At 72.2% G+C, this 17,897-nt stretch carries 14 protein-coding genes; 6 read left to right on the plus strand and 8 right to left on the minus strand.

Annotated features, from left to right (window positions below):
* Positions 1-31 precede the first annotated feature (31 nt).
* From AB0M95_RS02940 to pgsA, 5 genes are all read right to left on the minus strand, one after another.
* Positions 32-1,045: a DUF3048 domain-containing protein gene (locus AB0M95_RS02940; RefSeq protein ID WP_363758567.1), complete on the minus strand. Its 1,014-nt coding sequence runs from the start codon at positions 1,043-1,045 to the stop codon at positions 32-34.
* Between the two features lie 180 nt (positions 1,046-1,225).
* On the minus strand, positions 1,226-1,762 hold the full coding sequence (locus AB0M95_RS02945) for a hypothetical protein (protein ID WP_358522467.1): 537 nt from the start codon (positions 1,760-1,762) through the stop codon (positions 1,226-1,228).
* A gap of 5 nt (positions 1,763-1,767) precedes the next feature.
* On the minus strand, positions 1,768-2,913 hold the full coding sequence (locus AB0M95_RS02950; RefSeq protein ID WP_363758570.1) for a glycosyltransferase family 4 protein: 1,146 nt from the start codon (positions 2,911-2,913) through the stop codon (positions 1,768-1,770).
* Positions 2,914-2,920: 7 nt separating this feature from the next.
* Positions 2,921-3,823 carry a phosphatidylinositol mannoside acyltransferase gene (locus AB0M95_RS02955; RefSeq protein ID WP_363758573.1) on the minus strand — a complete coding sequence of 301 codons (903 nt, stop codon included), beginning with the start codon at positions 3,821-3,823 and terminating at the stop codon, positions 2,921-2,923.
* Positions 3,824-3,883: 60 nt separating this feature from the next.
* Positions 3,884-4,483, minus strand: coding sequence for a phosphatidylinositol phosphate synthase (gene pgsA / locus AB0M95_RS02960; RefSeq protein ID WP_358522615.1), 600 nt, complete (start codon positions 4,481-4,483; stop codon positions 3,884-3,886).
* 309 nt (positions 4,484-4,792) lie between these two features.
* Between pgsA and AB0M95_RS02965 the strand changes: the two genes are divergently transcribed.
* The 3 genes from AB0M95_RS02965 to AB0M95_RS02975 all read left to right on the plus strand — a co-directional run bounded on the left by AB0M95_RS02965 (position 4,793) and on the right by AB0M95_RS02975 (position 11,484).
* Positions 4,793-6,952, plus strand: coding sequence for an elongation factor G-like protein EF-G2 (locus AB0M95_RS02965; RefSeq protein WP_363758576.1), 2,160 nt, complete (start codon positions 4,793-4,795; stop codon positions 6,950-6,952).
* Positions 6,953-7,467: 515 nt separating this feature from the next.
* The gene (locus AB0M95_RS02970; protein ID WP_363758579.1) at positions 7,468-9,060 is read left to right on the plus strand and encodes a family 10 glycosylhydrolase; all 1,593 of its coding nucleotides are present in this window, start codon (positions 7,468-7,470) and stop codon (positions 9,058-9,060) included.
* A 273-nt stretch (positions 9,061-9,333) separates the two neighbouring features.
* Entirely contained in the window at positions 9,334-11,484 is a 2,151-nt protein-coding gene (locus AB0M95_RS02975; RefSeq protein ID WP_363758582.1) for a hypothetical protein, read from the plus strand.
* Between the two features lie 249 nt (positions 11,485-11,733).
* Here AB0M95_RS02975 and AB0M95_RS02980 read toward each other — a convergent pair whose 3' ends face one another.
* The 3 genes from AB0M95_RS02980 to AB0M95_RS02990 all read right to left on the minus strand — a co-directional run bounded on the left by AB0M95_RS02980 (position 11,734) and on the right by AB0M95_RS02990 (position 15,254).
* The gene (locus AB0M95_RS02980) at positions 11,734-12,291 is read right to left on the minus strand and encodes an HIT domain-containing protein (protein WP_363758585.1); all 558 of its coding nucleotides are present in this window, start codon (positions 12,289-12,291) and stop codon (positions 11,734-11,736) included.
* Between the two features lie 229 nt (positions 12,292-12,520).
* The gene (gene thrS / locus AB0M95_RS02985) at positions 12,521-14,488 is read right to left on the minus strand and encodes a threonine--tRNA ligase (RefSeq protein WP_363758588.1); all 1,968 of its coding nucleotides are present in this window, start codon (positions 14,486-14,488) and stop codon (positions 12,521-12,523) included.
* A gap of 151 nt (positions 14,489-14,639) precedes the next feature.
* On the minus strand, positions 14,640-15,254 hold the full coding sequence (locus AB0M95_RS02990) for a glycoside hydrolase family 25 protein (RefSeq protein ID WP_363758591.1): 615 nt from the start codon (positions 15,252-15,254) through the stop codon (positions 14,640-14,642).
* A 139-nt stretch (positions 15,255-15,393) separates the two neighbouring features.
* Here AB0M95_RS02990 and AB0M95_RS02995 point away from each other — a divergent pair, with 139 nt between their 5' ends.
* The 3 genes from AB0M95_RS02995 to AB0M95_RS03005 all read left to right on the plus strand — a co-directional run bounded on the left by AB0M95_RS02995 (position 15,394) and on the right by AB0M95_RS03005 (position 17,881).
* Complete coding sequence (locus AB0M95_RS02995; RefSeq protein ID WP_363758594.1) at positions 15,394-17,025, plus strand: bis-aminopropyl spermidine synthase family protein; 1,632 nt, start codon at positions 15,394-15,396, stop codon at positions 17,023-17,025.
* Between the two features lie 28 nt (positions 17,026-17,053).
* On the plus strand, positions 17,054-17,320 hold the full coding sequence (locus AB0M95_RS03000) for a DUF1876 domain-containing protein (protein WP_363758597.1): 267 nt from the start codon (positions 17,054-17,056) through the stop codon (positions 17,318-17,320).
* A gap of 138 nt (positions 17,321-17,458) precedes the next feature.
* The gene (locus AB0M95_RS03005) at positions 17,459-17,881 is read left to right on the plus strand and encodes an Hsp20/alpha crystallin family protein (protein WP_363758600.1); all 423 of its coding nucleotides are present in this window, start codon (positions 17,459-17,461) and stop codon (positions 17,879-17,881) included.
* Positions 17,882-17,897 lie beyond the last annotated feature (16 nt).

Consider the following 17,897-nt stretch of genomic DNA (forward strand, 5'->3'; position numbering starts at 1 on the left):
TTTGGACAAGCCGTACGACCCGCGGGCGGGCTCAGGGCTGGACGGGCTTGGGAGCGGCGAGGACGACCCAGACCTGGCCCCGGCTGAACGTCATCGGCTCGCCGTCCGGGGTGGTGAACCTGGTGCCCGTATTCTCCGAGCCGCGCGACCACTTGGCCGTGTAGGCCTTTCCGTCGCGCAGGACGACGGCCTTGCCGGTGCCGGTGGTCTGGATCAGCGGCGTGTAGCTGCCGGTGAAGTCGTGGAACTGCGAGCGGGTGGTCTTGGCGTACTGGACCACGATGGTCGGCGCGCCGAGCTGACCGCCTTCGGCAGCCATGTCCGGCTTGCCGTCCTGGGCCACCAGCCAGCGCTTCTGCGCCGCGGACCAGGTGAAGGTGAACCGGGCCGCCGGATATTTTACGGTAAAGCTCTTCTTGGGTACCCCGCCCGCCGGGGCGTCGCCGAACTCGAAGCCGATGTCGCGGGCCTTGGTCGCCTTGGGCGCGCCCGCCAGCAGCTTCTTGGTGTCGGCGAACAGGTTGTAGGGCGCCACGCGTCCCGGCTGCCGGAAGTACGCGCCCGGGTCCGCGCTGTCGGAGACGTCGAACAACGACGCCTCCCTGACCAGCGGGATCATCTTGGTCTGCACGCCGGAGTAGGCTAGCGCGGGCTTGCCGAACATCGGGAGCAGGTGCAGGTCGGAGATGCGGGCACTGCGGACGGGCCCGACCTTCGCCGGCATCTTGGAGGAGAAGATCGCCATGAGGCGGGTCAGGCCGCCCTCCACCTGCTCGACGAACACCAGGTCGGCGCTGCGCAGGCCGAGCTGCGGCTTGCCGGACGCCGTGTTCTCGATCTTCACGGCCAGCACCGGCCTACGGCTCGCCACCGGCTGCCCGGTGAACGGGTGCTCCGGCGGCGGGGCGGGCGACGAGGACGCCAGGGCGGCGGGCGCCGTCTGCTGGGACGCCGGCGTGGCCCCACCGGAGGACGAGCAGGCCACGGCGGGCGCCAGAAGGGCCGCCCCTGCCAGGGCGACGCCGATCACCCGTTTTGCTGGCATAGCTGCGGCTCCTCCCGATTTCTCCTGGAAACGCCACGAAGCTTACCTACGGCGGACACCGCTGATACACGAGATCAGACGAGTCGCGTCACTCGCGTCTCAGGCGCTCCTCTGGCCCCGTACGCGGCGGAACGCTCCACCGTCTCCCGGGCGCGCGCGGCGCCGCGGCCGGGCGCTCGTTCAGGTCTGCTGGGCGAAGGAGGCGGGCTCGGCGTCGTCGATCTCGAAGTAGGACGGCGGGTCGGTGTGGCCGGCCAGGCGCAGGGTGCGCGCGAGCCAGCGGCGCTGGGCGCGCCGGGTCACGTCCACCGCGTTGTTGTAGAACCGGCGCGAGTAGATCACCTTGGTGACGGCGGTGTCCAGCTCGGCCACCAGCGCCGCTCCCCCGGGGGCCTCGGCCAGGCGCTCCCGGAAGCGCTCCTGGTCCATCACCGCCCTGACGGTGCGCGACAGGTCGCTCTCGGCGTGCTCGCGTTCGTCCGGCCCCGCGGTGCGGGCCTCGTGCGTCGCCGCGGCCAGAACCAGGCTGGTCGCGGGGTCGAGCACCCGTGAGGCGGCCAGTTCCATGCAGACGGCGGCGCGGCTGATCAGCGCGGCGTCCAGCGCCGCCCGGGCGGTCTCCAGGCGGATGTGCATGCGGTCCAGCCGCCCGGCCCGCCAGGAGATGTAGACGGCGGCCAGCGCGATGATCGCGCCGACCAGCAAGACGATGGTCATCGTGTTCACAGGACGGCCCCGCGTTGCTCCTCTTCCACGCCGCCGGAGCCCGTCGCCGCCACGGTCTCGTAGACGCGGACGACGTCGCGGGCCACGGTCGACCAGTCGTACCTGCGGACGGCCACGCGGGCCTCGTCCGAGAGCTTGGCGCGCCGCTCGGGGGCGTCCAGCAGGGCGGCCGCCTCGCGCGCCAGCGACCCGGCTTCGCCGGTGGCGAACAGCGCGCCCGCCTGGCCCTCGCCGAGCACCTTGCGGAAGGCGGGGATGTCGCTGGCCAGCACGGTCGCCCCCGCCGCCATCGCCTCGGCGAGGACGATGCCGAAGCTCTCGCCGCCGGTGTTCGGCGCGCAGAAGACGTCCACGGAGTGGTAGGCGCGGGCCTTGTCCTCCTCGCTGACCATGCCGAGGACGCCGACCCGGTCGCGCAGCGCCGCGGGCACCTTGGACAGCACCTCGTCGGCGTCGCCCGGCCCGGCGACCAGCAGCCGCAGCCCCGGACGCTCCGGCGCCAGCAGCGTGAAGGCCTCCAGCAGCACCGGCAGGCCCTTGCGGGGCTCGTCCATGCGGCCGAGGAACCCGATCACGCCGCCGTCGGGACCCCAGCCCGGCAGCGGCTCGGCCTGCGCGTACCGGCTCACCGTGACGCCGTTGGGGATCAGCACCGCGTCGCCGCCCATGTGCTCCACCAGGGTCTTGCGTGCGGCGTCGGACACGGCGATCCTGCCAGTGATCTTCTCCAGCGCGGTGTGCAGCACCGGCGCCGTGACCGACACCGCGCGCGAGCGCTGGTATGAGGCGTGGAAGGTGGCCACGATGGGGCCGCGGGCCGCCCAGCAGGCCAGCAGGCCCACCGACGGGACGGCGGGCTCGTGCACGTGCAGGACGTCGAAACGTCCCTCGCGCAGCCATTTGCGCACGCGGCCCGCCGACAGGAAGCCGAACGCCAGGCGCGCCACCGAGCCGTTGTAGGGCACGGGGACGGCGCGGCCGGCGGAGGTGACGTAGAACGGCAGCGGCGCGTCGTCGGAGGCGGGGGCGATGACCGAGACGTGGTGACCGTCGGCGATGAGCGCCTCGGCGAGGTCGCGGACGTGCGCCATCACGCCGCCGGGCACGTCCCAGGTGTAGGGGCACACCATGCCGACCCTCATGGGGCGGTCACCGGGGCTCCAGGTCGTCCAGCCAGATGCGCTGCAGCATGTGCCAGTCCTCGGGGTGCTCGGTGATGCCTTCCTGGAAGGCGCGCGCCATGGCCTGGGTCATGGCCGTGATCTTCTCGTGCCGGGAGCCCTCGGCGGGGACGGGGACCTCGTCATGGATGCGCAACCCCCAGCCGTCGCCGTCGAACCACAGCGTGGCCGGGTGCAGCGGCGCGCCCGTCTGCAGGGCCAGGAGGGCGGGGCCCGCGACCATGCGCGTCCTGCCGTCGAAGAAGTCGACCTCGACGCCCTTCTCGGTCAGGTCGCGCTCGGCGGGCAGGCAGATCGCGCGTCCCTCGCGCAGCCGCCGGGCGAGCGTGCCGAAGGCGTGCGCGGTGCCGCCTCCCTTGGCCGTGAGCGGCAGCACCTCCATGCCGAGGCTCTCGCGGAACGCGACGAACCGCTCGTACAGCGACTCGGGCTTGAGCCGCTCCATGACCGTGGTGAACGGGTGGCCGTTGTGGATCAGCCAGGCGCCGGCGAGGTCCCAGTTGCCCATGTGCGGCAGGGCCAGCACGATGCCCCTGCCGGAGGCGATCGTCGAGAAGATCTTGTCCCCGCCTTCGACCCGCATGCCGGCGAGGATGCGCTCCTTGCCGATCACGGGCAGGCGCAGCGCCTCCATCCAGTAGCGGAAGTAGGAGCGCAGGCCGGCCTTGCTGAGGTCGCGCACGGACGGGTCGGCGGCGTCCTTGCCCGTCACGCGCGCGAGATTGGACTCCAGGCGCCGGACGGACTTGCCCTGACGCCGCCACATCAGGTCGGCGATGAGGCGGAACGCCCACCTGGCCACCGGCTCGGGCACCCTGGGCACGAGGACCCAGCCGAGGTGGAAGGCCCAGACCACGAGCCGATCAGCCAATGCGAGGCTCACCCCCAGAAGTCGTGAGACGTCCTACGGCGCGTGAAGAACGCCGTACGTTCATGTTGGCACCGTCTGGCGGTAAACGTGGAGGATCCGCTGCCCGGCGGTGAACGCGCTGGCCGCGGCGAGCAGCCACAGCCCCGCCGCCAGGATGTACGGCACGCCGAGGCCCGACAGCCCGGCGGCGACCAGCACGACGAGCAGCCGCTCGGACCGCTCGGCCAGGCCGACGTCGCAGGTCAGGCCGAGCCCCTCGGCGCGCGCCTTGGCGTACGAGACGACGGCGCCGGCGACCAGGCAGAACAGCGCGACGCACGCGAGGACCGTGTCGCCCGTGGACATGAACCACAGGATCAGCCCGGAGAAGATCGCCGCGTCGCCGACGCGGTCCAGGGTGGAGTCGAGGAACGCCCCCCAGGTGCTGGTGGTGCCGAGCATCCGCGCGAGCACGCCGTCCAGCAGGTCGGCGAGGACGAACACGGTGATGACGACCGTGCCCAGGAACAGCTGCCCGCGGGGGTAGAAGCCCAGAGCTCCCGCCGCCACGCCGAGCGTGCCGATGACAGTGATGACGTTAGGACTGATCCCCCGGCGGGCCAGCGCCTGGCCCAACGGGGTCAGCGCGCGGGTGACGGCGGGGCGCAGGAGCTTCAACATCGCGGTCCGATCGTAGGACACCTGGGGCACGAGATTCGAACGAGACCTGATGAGGCGGCCCCTGACGTGCGAAGTCGGGTGCGTTGACCCGTGCCGGAGGGGTAAGGGAAGGAGACGGGAGGGCGACCGTCCGGCGAACAACGGGACAAGCTCAGGCGTCGATTCGCAAGCACAATTGCCCGAGCCCTCTTGTGATCCGCGCCACAGAGGTAAAGGGTGTAGGGCACCGCGCTCTCTCGGGCGGCGGGCGCGGCGGCGGACGATGTGGCCGCGCGCGGCCGCATCTCACGGCGAAACGCGGGAGGCGACGTGCCGGAGAAGACCACGGGCGGACCAGCAGGAGCCGCGGGCAGGGCACCCTCGGCCGACCGGCCGGATGCGGTGCGCAATGTCGCGCTGGTCGGCCATTCCGGATCAGGCAAGACGACGCTCGTCGAGGCGCTGCTGGCCGCGACGGGGACCATCCAGCGCACGGGCCGGGTGGAGGACGGCACCACGGTGAGCGACTTCGACGAGGTCGAGATGCGCCAGCAGCGCTCGATCAACCTCGCCCTCGCCCCCGTGACGTACAGCGGCATCAAGATCAACCTCCTCGACACTCCCGGGTACGCCGACTTCGTCGGTGACCTGCGGGCGGGCCTGCGCGCGGCCGACGCCGCGCTGTTCGTGGTGTCGGCGGCCGACGGCGTCGACGGGCTCACCCGCATGCTGTGGGAGGAGTGCGCCGCGGTGTCCATGCCGCGCGCGGTCGTCATCACCAAGATCGACCACCACCGCGCCGACTTCGACGAGGTGGTCGCCACCTGCCAGGACGCGTTCGGTGACGGCGTCGCCCCGCTCTACCTGCCCGTGGTCGAAGACGGGCACGTCAAGGGCCTGATCGGGCTGCTGACGCAGAAGTTCTACGACTACGCCTCGGGCGCCTGCGCCGAGACCGAGCCGGGCGCGGCCTACCAGGAGCAGATCGAGACCTACCGGGGCACGCTGATCGAGGGCATCATCCAGGAGAGCGAAGACGAGTCGCTCATGGACCGGTACCTCGCCGGCGAGGAGATCGACACCAAGGTGCTGATCGACGACCTGGAGAAGGCCGTGGCGCGCGGCGGCTTCTACCCCGTCCTCGCCACCTGCGCCAGCCCGTCCGCCGGCGTCATCGTCGGCATGCGCGAGCTGCTGGAGGTCATCACCCAGGGATTCCCCTCGCCCATGGAACACCCGCTGCCGGAGATCACCACCATCGACGGACGGCCGGCGCCCGCGCTGACGTGCGACCCCGAGGGGCCGCTCGTCGCCGAGGTCGTCAAGACCACCAGTGACCCGTACGTCGGGCGCTTCAGCCTCGTCCGGGTGTTCTCGGGCACGCTGCGCCCCGACATGGTCGTGCACGTCTCCGGGCACGGCATGGCCGACCGCGGCCACGAGGACCACGACGTCGACGAGCGCATCGGCGCGCTGTCCTCGCCGCTCGGCAAGACGCAGCGCACGACCACCAGGTGCGTCGCCGGGGACATCTGCGCGGTGGCCAAACTCGGCCGCGCGGAGACCGGGGACACCCTCTCGGACAAGGACTCGCCGCTGCTCATGCGGTCCTGGGCGATGCCCGAGCCGCTGCTGCCGGTCGCCGTCCGCGCCCGGTCCAAGGCCGACGAGGACAAGCTGTCGCAGGCCCTGGCGCGCTTGGTCGCCGAGGACCCGACGCTCCGCCTGGAGAACAACGCCGAGACCCGGCAGCTCGTGCTGTGGTGCATGGGCGAGGCCCACGCCGACGTCCTGCTCGACCACCTGTCCAAGCGCCACGGCGTCGAGGTCGAACGCGTGGACCTGCGGGTGCCGCTGCGCGAGACCTTCGGCGGCAAGGCCCAGGGCATGGGACGCAACGTCAAGCAGACCGGAGGGCACGGCCAGTACGCCATCTGCCACGTAGAGATCCAGCCGCTGCCCTCGGGCGGAGGGTTCGAGTTCGTCGACAAGATCGTCGGTGGTGTCGTGCCGAGGCAGTTCATCCCCTCGGTGGAGAAGGGCGTGCGCGCGCAGATGGAGCGGGGCGTGCTCGCGGGCTACCCCGTCGTGGACATCCGGGTGACGCTGTACGACGGTAAGGCGCATTCGGTGGACTCCTCGGACATGGCGTTCCAGATCGCGGGACAGCTCGCGCTCAAGGAGGCGGCGGCCAAGGTCCCGGCGCTGCTGCTCGAACCCGTGGACGAGGTCTCGGTGCTCGTCGAGGACGACCACGTCGGCGCGGTCATGTCCGATCTGTCGTCCCGCCGGGGACGCGTGCTCGGCACCGAGCCGGTGGGCGTCGGGCGCACGCTGGTCAAGGCCGAGGTGCCCGAACTGGAGATCACCCGCTACGCCATCGACCTGCGGTCCATGTCGCACGGCACCGGGACCTTCCACCGGTCGTTCCTGCGGTACGAGCCACTGCCGTCGCATCTGGCCGACAAGCTGCGGTCGGCGGCCGAATAGCCGGGAGGGACGGGGGCGATCGGGGGGCACGTCCGGATCGCCCGTGACCGTCTCGCCGGCGAGCGAATCGGAGGACCGACGGCGACCCGGGGTCCGGGCGGACGCGCCCGGGCCTTCCCGGCGTCGTCCGCCTCGGGAGGCGTCCCAGTGAGCCACACGACCCGGTCGGATCGGGCGCCCTCCACTGCGGAGGGCGCCGGGTCCGTGCTGTTCAAGGGCGGCGTTCATACCGGCTGTTCCACCGGCCGCCGGGGCTACGGTAAGCCATATGTCACCCACGCGGCGTGGCCCTTCGCCCACAGATCGCCCGGCCCGGGGACGCTGGATCACGGGAGACGGCCCGTCCGCAGGTGGACGCCGGATGGACGACCCTCGTGCCGTCCCTGCGACCGGCGGCGGCCCGCGATATCAGGAGCAACATCCGCCACGCCGACCCCTGTGATCACGATCACATCACAAGACGATTTCTTTTATCGGGCCTTACCATCTCTTTGCCGATGCCAGACTGCTGTCTCATGCGAAACGGACATCGGCCTCTGGCGGCCGCGGCCGCCATCGCGGTGGTCACCACCGGCCTCGCGTACTCCTTCGGCCCCGGCGCCACCCCCGCCGACAGCGAGAGCCGGCGCGCGCCCGCGTCGGGAAGCCGGGCGGCGAGCAAGGCGTCCGCGAAGGCGTGCGAGGTGAGCGCCAGGTTCCCGAAGCGGCAGCTCCGGGGCGTGTGGATCGCGACCGTTCACAACGTCGACTGGCCATCGAAGACCGGCCTCACCCCCGAGCGGCAGCAGGCCGAGTACACCCGCATCCTGGACGAGGCCGTCAGGCGCAACTTCAACGCGGTGTTCGTGCAGGTCCGCCCGGCCGCGGACGCGATCTACAAGTCCCCCTTCGAGCCCTGGTCGCAGTGGCTCACCGGCACCGCGGGCAAGGACCCCGGGTGGGAGCCGCTGCCCTTCCTCATCGCCGAGGCGCACCGGCGCGGGCTGGAGTTCCACGCCTGGTTCAACCCCTACCGCGCGTCCGACAAGGACGACACGAGCAAGCTGCCGGCCACCCACCCCGCGCGGGTGCATCCCGAGTGGGTGATCGGGCACGAGGGCAAGCTGTACTTCAACCCCGGCCTGCCGGAGGTCCGCGCCTACACGACGCAGATCGTCACGGACGTCGTGCGGCGGTACGACATCGACGGCGTGCACTTCGACGACTACTTCTACCCGTATCCCGGCAAGGGAACGAAGTTCGCCGACGCCGCCGCCTTTACGAAGTACGGCAACGGTAAGTCGCTGGCGGCCTGGCGGCGCGGCAACGTGAACAAGCTCGTCGCCGAGGTCGGCCGGGCCGTACACGCCGCCAAGCCGCACGTCAAGTTCGGGATCAGCCCGTTCGGCATCTGGCGCAACAAGTCCGACGACCCCACCGGATCCGACACCAAGGGCCTGTCGGCCTTCGACGCCATCTACGCCGACGCCCGCGCCTGGATCAAGGCCCGGTCGGTCGACTACGTCATGCCCCAGCTCTACTGGCCGCGTGGTTTCGCCGCCGCTGACTACGCCAAGCTCGTGCCCTGGTGGGCGGACGCGGTCAAGGGAACCGGCGTTCACCTGTACATCGGGCAGGCGCTGTACCGGGTGGGCACCAAGGACGCGCCGACCTGGACCAAGTCCGGCGAACTGCCCGCCCACCTGGCGCTCAACCGCAGGTACCCCGAGGTCATGGGGGACGTCTACTTCAGCGCCGCGCACCTCGGCAAGAACCCGCTCGGCGTGCTGGACAAGATCGCGAAGGACCACTACCCGCGGCCCGCCCTCCTGCCCCTGGTGGAGGCGCGCGGGGGCGCCGCCCCGGCCGCGCCCACAGGGCTGCGCCGGTCGGGCGGCATTCTGGTCTGGAAGCCCTCGGCCGGGGCGCGCGCGTACGCCGTCTACCGCGTGGCGGGCGCCGAGCCGGACGCGTGCGCGACCGCAGACGCGCGCAACCTTCTCGCGGTGGTCCCCGCCACGGAGGCGCCCGAGCAGTCGTTCCCCGTCAAGACCGGCGGCACCTACCTCGTCACCGCCCTGGACCGCCTGACCAACGAGAGCGCCCCCGCCACGGCCGTGCTCCCCTGATCCTCGGGCTCCCGCACGTCACCGGCCGCCCTGGCCCGGACCTCGTTTTCCACAGGTCCCGGCGGGGCGGCCGGGTTTTCCACAGATCTGATCCGCGTGGACGTCGCGGGTCGCCGGGCGGTCTACTGTGGGACCCGCGGACGCCCTCGGCGGGTCCCGGCGGCCTGGCTGCCCCGCCCGCCACCTGGGCATCCGGCCGTTTCCTGGACCGGGCGGCCGGCTTTCCCGTACGGTTCCAAAGGTTCGCCGGAAGACGATCATGGGAGGTCATCGGTGAGGCGGGCGTTCGGCGCGTTGGCTGTGATCATATTGGGGCTGCTCATGGCCCCCGCCGCCGCGCGAGCGGACTCCCCGTCACGGGCGGGCTCCCTTGCGCGGGCGGGCTCTCCGGCGCGGGTGGCCCTGATCGGCGTGCCAGGCCTTCACTGGCACGACGTGAACGCCACCGACACCCCGAACCTCTGGCGGCTGGCGGGCGGCAGCGCGCTCGGGTCGCTGTCGGTCCGCACCGTCGGCCGGATCACCTGCCCGTACGACGGCTGGCTGACCGTCTCGGCCGGGGTACGCTCGGCGGTCGGCTCGCGGTGCGGGTTCCCGCCCCCCCTCGAGCAGCGAGACGCGGGCGCGGTCATCCCCGACTTCAAATGGCTCTGGACCGTCCGCGACGTCGAGACCGCCGGCACGCTGGGCGAGGCCGTCCACGCGGCGGGGCAGTGCACCTCGGCGGTCGGCCCCGGAGCGGTGCTGGCGCTGGCCGACCGCTCCGGCCGGGTCGACCGCTACGCGCCCACGCCCGACAAGGTCACCGACTGGTCGGCCTGCCGCGTGCTCGCCGTGGACGTCGACGATCTGATCCGTCCCTACATCGCGGCCGACCGGCTCGCCGACGTCCCCGAGAAGCTCTCGCCCGCCCAGCGCAAGGCCGCGCTGAAGGCTGCGGACGCCAAGGCGGGCGCGGTGCTCGCCCTACTCCCGCCGGACACCTCCGTGGCCGTCGCGGGCCTGGCCGACCACGGGTCCGAGCCGCATCTGCGCGTCGCGATGTGGCGGGCGCCGGGCGCGCAGGGCCGTCTCCTCGGGGCCGCCTCCACCCACCGCGACGACATGGTCATCCTCCCGGACGTCACGGCGACGCTGCTCACCACCGCCGGCGTACCCGTCCCCCCTGCCGTCATCGGCGTCCCCTGGGCGCCGAGCCGCGCGGTCTCCCTCGAGGACGGCACGGCGACGCTGCGGCGGGCCGACGTCGCGGGCCAGACGATCCGCTCGGTCGGCGGCCTGTTCTTCACCACGCTCGCCGTGCTCCAGGTGACGTTCTACGCCGTGGCCTTCCTGCTGCTGCGCCGGCGCCGCGGGCTGGAGTCGGTGCGCGTCGCCGCCCTGGCGCTGGCCTCGGTCCCCGTCTCGACCTATCTGATCAACCTCACGCCATGGGACGCCGCCGCGGTGCCCGCGCTGGCGCTGGTCGCCGGCGTCCTGGCCTGCGCGGGCACGCTCACCGTGCTGTCGCTCGCCTTCCCGGCCCTGTGGTCGCGCCTGCGGGGCCGGCCGCGAGGCGCCGGCGTGCTCGGCCCGTCCTCGGTGGTGGCGGCCGTCACGGCCGCGGTGCTCCTCGGCGACCTGCTGACGGGCACGACGCTGCAGTTCGACAGCGTCATGGGGTACACCGGCGTCGTCGGCGCCCGCTACTCCGGGCTCGGCAACATCCCCTTCGCCCTGCTCGCCACCTCGGTGCTCCTTCTGGCCACGGCGGTCGCCGACAGGCTCGTCCGGGCGGGCCGTCGCCCGGTGGCCGTCGTGCTCGTGGCGGCCCTCGGCGGCTTCGCCATGATCCTCGACGGCTGGCCGGGGATCGGCAGCGACTTCGGCGGGGTCATCGCGTTCGTGCCGGGCATCGCGGTGACCGCGCTGCTGGTGGCCGGCAAGCGGGTCTCGATCGTCAAACTGGGGGCCTTCTGCGTGGCGGGCGGGGTGCTGGTGATGGCCATCGCCTACCTGGACCACCTACGGCCGCCCGGGTCGCAGACCCACCTCGGGCGGTTCGCCGGTCAGGTGATCGACGGCACCTTCCTTCCGGTGATCATGAGGAAGCTGTCGGCCATGCTGAGCACGCTGCTCTCGCCGAACCTGATGCCGATCGTCCTCGCGGCGTTCGCCTTCCTGGTCTTCGCGCTGCTGCGCCCGGGGGCCGCCAGTGCCGGGGTGCTGCCCGTGGCGTTCGAACGCGCTCCTATGCTGCGCGCGGGCCTGATCGGCACCCTGGTCAGCGGCGTGGTCGGCACGCTGGTCAACGACTCCGGCGCCGCCGTCCTCTCCATGGCCCTGGCCCTGGCCGTCCCGCTGGTCCTGTCCGCGGGCATCGCCGCCCTCGCCCCTGTTCCCCCGGCCAAAACCACCCCCGTCCTCCGCCCCCTCCCCACCTGACCGGCACTGACCGGCGTACCCCGGCCACCAGCTGACCGGCAGGTCCGGCGTCCTCGACCACGCGCCGGCGGGTGGACCACCGGGTGCCGGTTCCCGGCGAGCGCACACCCGGCCCGCAGGCCCCAAACCGCCCAGTGGGCCCGCCTGCCCCAAAGCGCGCGCCAAACCATGCGCCCAGGCGGTTTCCAGGTCGTGCCCAGGCCGGGTGCCCGGGCCGTGAGCCGTTCGTGAGGTGCTTGGAGGAAGGGGTCAGGCAGCGGGCCAGGCGTCGGCGAGCAGTTCCCGGGTGCCCTGGAGGAGCTGCGGGAGGACCTTGGTGTGGCCCACCACCGGCATGAAGTTCGTGTCGCCGCCCCAGCGGGGGACGACGTGCTGGTGCAGGTGGCCCGCGATGCCGGCTCCGGCGACGTGTCCGAGGTTCATGCCGACGTTGAAGCCCTGAGCGCCGCTCGCCTTGCGCAGCGCGAGCATCGCGCGCTTGGTGAAGTCGGCCAGCTCGGCGGTCTCGGCGTCGTCGAGGTCCACGTAGTCGGCGACGTGGCGGTACGGGCAGACCATCATGTGGCCGGAGTTGTACGGGTAAAGATTGAGCACGGCGAACACGCTGGAGCCACGGGCCACGATCAGCCCCTCCTGATCGCTCATCTTCGGGATCTCGCAGAACGGGCAGCCGTCGCCCGGGCCCGTGCCGGTCGGCTTGTTCTCCCCTTTGACGTAGGCCATCCGGTGCGGGGTCCAGAGACGCTGGAAGTTGTCGGGTTCTCCGGCACCGGACTGCTCAATGGGCTCCTGCATGCCTTGCAGCATAGGACGACCCACCGCGGTCCCGCCCGCCGGGATCGTGCGCAGGCCCACCCAGGACCCCGTCCGTGCCTATGGCCGAGCCTTCGACCGGGCGGTTCGGGGCGCTGCTGAGGCGGTGTTCTTCCGTCGTCACTCGAAAGGGGCTCGTTCCTCGCCCCTTCCTCCCTCCTCCAGAACACCGCCGCACCCCGAACAGTGCCTATGGGCGCGCCTCCGGCACGGCGGTTCGGGGTCAGACCTGGAGGCGGTTCTCCACGGCGGTCGTGATCTCGGTGATGGCCTCTTCCAGGAGGACGCCGTTCTTCTGGTCGCCGTTGCGGTAGCGGAAGGAGACCGCGCCGGCGGCGACGTCGTCGTCACCGGCGAGGAGCATGTACGGCACCTTGGACTTCTGGGCGTTGCGGATCTTCTTCTGCATGCGGTCGGCCGAGGAGTCGACCTCGACGCGGATGCCCCGCTCGCGCAGCCGCTTGGCGACGTCGTTGAGGTAGGGGACGTGGGCGTCGGAGATCGGGATGCCGATCGCCTGCACGGGCGCGAGCCAGGGAGGGAACGCGCCGGCGTAGTGCTCGACGAGGACGCCGAAGAACCGCTCGATCGACCCGAACAGGGCGCGGTGGATCATGACGGGCCGCTGCCGCGACCCGTCGGCGCCCTGGAACTCCAGCTCGAAGCGCTCGGGCAGGTTGAGGTCCACCTGGATGGTGGACATCTGCCAGGTGCGGCCGATGGCGTCCTTGGCCTGCACGGAGATCTTGGGGCCGTAGAAGGCCGCGCCCTCGGGGTCGAGGACCAGCTCGAGGTTCTCGGCCTGGGCCGCCATGCGCAGCGCCTCGGTGGCTTCCTCCCAGACCGCGTCGCTGCCGATGGACTTCTCGGGGTCGCGGGTGGACAGCTCCAGGTAGAAGTCGTCGAGGCCGTAGTCGCGCAGGAGCCCGAGGACGAACCGCAGGAGGCTCTTCAGCTCGTCCTGCATCTGCTCGCGGGTGCAGTAGATGTGCGCGTCGTCCTGCGTCATGCCGCGCACGCGGGTGAGGCCGTGCACCACGCCGGACTTCTCGTAGCGGTAGACACTGCCGAACTCGAACAGCCGCAGCGGCAGCTCGCGGTAGGACCGCCCGCGCGAGCGGAAGATCAGGTTGTGCATCGGGCAGTTCATGGGCTTGAGGTAGTAGCGCGCGCCCTCGAGCTCCATGGGCGGGAACATGCCGTCGGCGTACCAGTCGAGGTGGCCGGAGACCTGGTACAGGTTCTCCTTGGTGATGTGCGGCGTGTTCACGAAGGAGTACCCGGCTTCCTCGTGCCTGCGCCGGGAGTAGTCCTCCATGATGCGGCGGACCACGCCGCCCTTGGGGTGGAAGACCGCGAGCCCCGAGCCCAGCTCGGCCGGGAAGGAGAACAGGTCGAGCTCGGCGCCCAGCTTGCGGTGGTCGCGCTTCTCGGCTTCCTCCAGCAGGTGGAGGTAGTCGTCCTGCCTCTCGCGCGACTCCCAGGCGGTGCCGTAGATGCGCTGGAGCTGGGGGTTCTTCTCGCTGCCCCGCCAGTAGGCGCCGCCGGAGCGCATCAGCTTGAACGCGGGGATGACGCGGGTGGACGGGAGGTGCGGCCCCCGGCACAGGTCCTTCCAGCAGAGCTCGCCGGACTTGGGGTCGAGGTTGTCGTAGATCGTGAGCTGGTCGCCGCCGACCTCTACGCTCTCTTCGTCGGCCGCGCCGCCCTTGAGGCCGATCAGCTCGAGCTTGTACGGCTCGGCGGCGAGCTCCTCGCGGGCGGCCTCGTCGGAGACGGCGCGCCGGGCGAAGGCCTGCCCCTGCTTGACGATCTCCCGCATGCGCTTCTCGATGCGCTTCAGATCGTCGGGCGTGAAGGGGTGCTCGACGTCGAAGTCGTAGTAGAAGCCGTTCTCGACGGGCGGGCCGATACCGAGCCGGGCGTCGGGGAAGATCTCCTGCACGGCCTGCGCCATGACGTGGGCGGTGGAGTGGCGCAGGATGGCGCGGCCCTCATCGCTCTCGATCGTGACGGGCTCGACGACGTCGCCGTCGGCGACCTCGGCGGCCAGGTCGCGGGGCTGCCCGTTGATCTTGGCGGCGATGACGGTGCGGCCGTCGGCCTCCAGCACCTCGCCCGCCGTCGTGCCGCCCGCGACCACACGCTCGGCTCCGGCGAGGGTGACGCGTATTTCTGCGGCGGCAGGCACGATGACTCCAAGGAATTCGCAAGGTGTGGATTCTGCGTTGTCGTGCTGATGCTACCGGGAACGGCCGTCGATTTTCGCCGCCGCCCGCGCCTCACGGCCCCGCGGCCCACGCCTCCGCCACAGCGCAGTCCACGCCTCGCCACGGCGCCGGCTAGGCCTTGCGGCGGACGTCGTCGGGCTGGAAGCCGAGGGCGGTGAGCTGGGCGCGGTCGCCCCGGAAGACGTTGCGGTCGATGCGGCCGTGGGAGTACTGGTGGATGGTCCACCGGTTCCAGGGCGGCGGCACGGCCGGGCGTCCCTTGGGGTGGCTGGGCGCCGCGATCCACAGCGGGTAGTCCTCCAGCCCGTGGCAGTAGCCCTTCCTGGCGAAGGACAGGAAGGTGTAGATGATCGGCCGCACGCCGGTGACCAAGGTCATCACGCGGCACCAGCGCCGGGCGAACGCGGCGACCTCCTGCGGCGGCAGGTGCCCGGAGCGTTCCAGGTCCAGGGCGATCAGGTCGCCCCGGCGCAGGCCGCCCGCCGCGTCGATCACGTCCAGGAAATGGCGGACCTGGTCGTCCGGGTCGCCCTTCGGGTGCCCGAAGTGGTAGGCCCCGCAGACCATCCAGTTCTCGCGCATCGCCGCCCAGTTGCGGGCGAACCACTTGTCGGTGAAGCCGGTGCCCTCGGTGGCCTTGGCGAAGCCGAAGTCGACGCCGTCGATCGCGTGGTCCGCCCAGTCGACGGACCCCTGCCAGTTGGACACGTCTATGCCGTGCAGCATCAGGGCCACACTCCCCCCGTCGGTCGCCCCGGGGGATTTTAGCCACAGGATCGCCCCGGCCCCGGGTGGGACACGCCCGCCGTCCGGGAGCGTCCGCGACGCGAACGGGGCCGCCGGTGGCCGCCGATAGGGTTGGCGCATGGAGCCGGACGGAGTGAGCAGGCTGCTGGCCGAGGCGGGGGTGGACGCGCGCCGGCTGCGCGCGGCGCTGGCCCTGCTGTCCGACGGCACGTGGTGGACGCCGGCCGATCTGATCCGTGAGACGGCGACCTCCCGGCGGGCGATCGAGGCCCTGCTGCGGGAGGCCGGGGCGCAGCGGTCCGGTGACCGGTTCCGGCTGACGCCCGGGCAGGCGCGCGCGTACGGCGAGCCGCCAGGCGACGCCCCCGCCGACCCCGTGGCCCATCTGCTCCCCCGGCACGCCGGCGTGGTGGAGCGCATGGCGGAGCTGGTCGCGGGCGGTCCGCGCGGCCGCCACGTCCTGGACCACGTGTCCGCGACGCCGGAGACGGTCGTGCGCAGGGCGCTGCTGCTGGGCGCGCGGTTCTGGCTGCCGGGCTCACGGCTGCTGTGCGTGGGCGATCACGACCTGACGTCGCTGGCGGTGGCGATGATCCACCCGGGCGTGCAGGTGACGGTGGTGGACGTGGACGACCGCATCCTCGCCTACATCGACGACCGCGCGGCGGCCCTCGGGCTGGACGTGCGGACCCGCTGGGCCGACCTGCGCCTGGGCCTGCCGCCGTCGGCCCGTGAGCGGGCCGATCTGGCGATCACCGACCCTCCGTACACGCCCGAGGGCGTCGGGCTGTTCGTGGCGCGCGCCGTCGAGGGGCTGCGCGATCCGGAGCACGGGCGGGTGCTGCTGGCGTACGGGGCGAGCGAGCGGACGCCCATGCTCGCGCTGAAGGTGCAGCGGTCCCTCGTCGATCTCAATCTCGCCCTTGAGGCGATATATCCGGACTTCAATAGGTACGACGGCGCGGAGGCCATCGGCTCCGCCGCCGACCTGTACGTCCTGCGGCCCACCACCAAGACCCGCCCGGCCGTCGCCGCCCGGGTGGAGCGCTACGGCACCGCCATCTACACCCAGGGCCCGCAGGCGGTCGAGGCGCGCGCGTCCGCGGCCCCGGATCCCGCGTCCCCGCCGTCCTCGGGGCCGTCCCCTGATCTCTCGGGCGAGGAGTTCGAGGTGCTGGTGGGCGACTGGCCCAAGGACGTGGCGCCCCGCGCGCCGAGGGCCCGCCTGTCCACCTGGCTCGCCAAGCCGTACGCCTCGTCCCCGGCGCGGGTGGCCATCGCCGTGCCCCCGGGCCTCGTCGCCGCGATCCCTCGCCTGCTGCTCGCCACGCGCGCCCGCCATGTCCGCGCCCTGGCCGAGGGCCCGACGCCCGGCCTCGACGCGCTGTCCGTCCTGTACGCGATCACCGCCGAGGGCGGGGTCGTCGACGCGGTACGGCTGCCACCCCCGGCCGGCCCGGAGGACCGGCTGCTGCGCGCCCTGCTGGACAACGCGCACGGCCGCCTCGCCAACGTCTGGCGGGAGGGGCTGATCCGCGCCCACGGCCACCTCACCAAGAAGGGGGCGCGCGCGATCGTCGACGAGGTCGCGCCCTGGGCCGGTGACGTCACCGTCCTCGAACTGCCCGGACACCGCCTGCGCGCGCTTCCGGAAGCCGTCCTCCGGTCGCTGCGCCTGGCCGCCGCGACCCCCGCGGACGACGACACCCGGGGCGGCGTCGAGGCCGCGCGACCCCTGAGAGATGGTTGAGGGAGGAAGACCGCAGGGAGGTGGCGTCATGCGCCACAAGCAGTGGACGGTGGAGATACACATCCTCGAGGACGACAACGACGACCTCACCAGGGCCCGGGCCGTCCTCATCACCCGCACGGGCACGCGGCACGAGAGCGTCGGGTACGCGCGGCGCAACCCGGCCGACCGGCCCGTACCGGAGATCGGCGACGAGCTGGCCGTCGGCCGCGCGCTGGCCGACCTCGCCGACAAGCTGACCGGCGACGCGGCCGAGGACGTCGCCCAGCTGGCCGGGCAGGGCAGGCAGGGCTGAGCGGGCGGGCTCGCCTACGGGCGGGGCGCCGGTGGGGCCGAAGGGCCCGGGCGTTCGGGACCTCCGGCCCCTCCACCGGGAGCCCCCGCCCGGCGTCAGATGGAGGTGAGCGACCCGACGATCCAGGGAGGTTCGACAATGTCTGTGCCGACGCGCCGCGAGCCGCGAGGGCTGGTACCCGACCTGCTGGACTGGCTGGAGGCGCCGTTCTCCGGCGGCAGGTCGTACACCGGCGGGCGGATGGTCCGGTTCGAGGACACCATGAAGGACGGCCACTACATCGTCCGCGCCGAGCTGCCGGGGATCGACCCGGAGAGCGACGTCGAGGTGACCGTGGAAAACGGCGTGCTCACCGTACACGGCGAGCGCAAGGAGGAGCGGTCGGAGCCGCACCGCACCGAGTTCGTGTACGGCGAGTTCAGCCGGTCCATCTCGCTGCCGTCGAACGCCGACGAGCACAACGTCAAGGCCGTGTACCACGACGGCATCCTGGAGGTGGACATCCCCCTCACGGAGGAGCAGCCGAAGGCCCAGCGGGTGCCGGTCGAGAAGCAGTCGTAGCGAGGCGCCGTGCGAC

This window comes from Sphaerisporangium sp. NPDC051017 (genome assembly GCF_040683095.1).
Lineage (GTDB): Bacteria > Actinomycetota > Actinomycetes > Streptosporangiales > Streptosporangiaceae > Sphaerisporangium.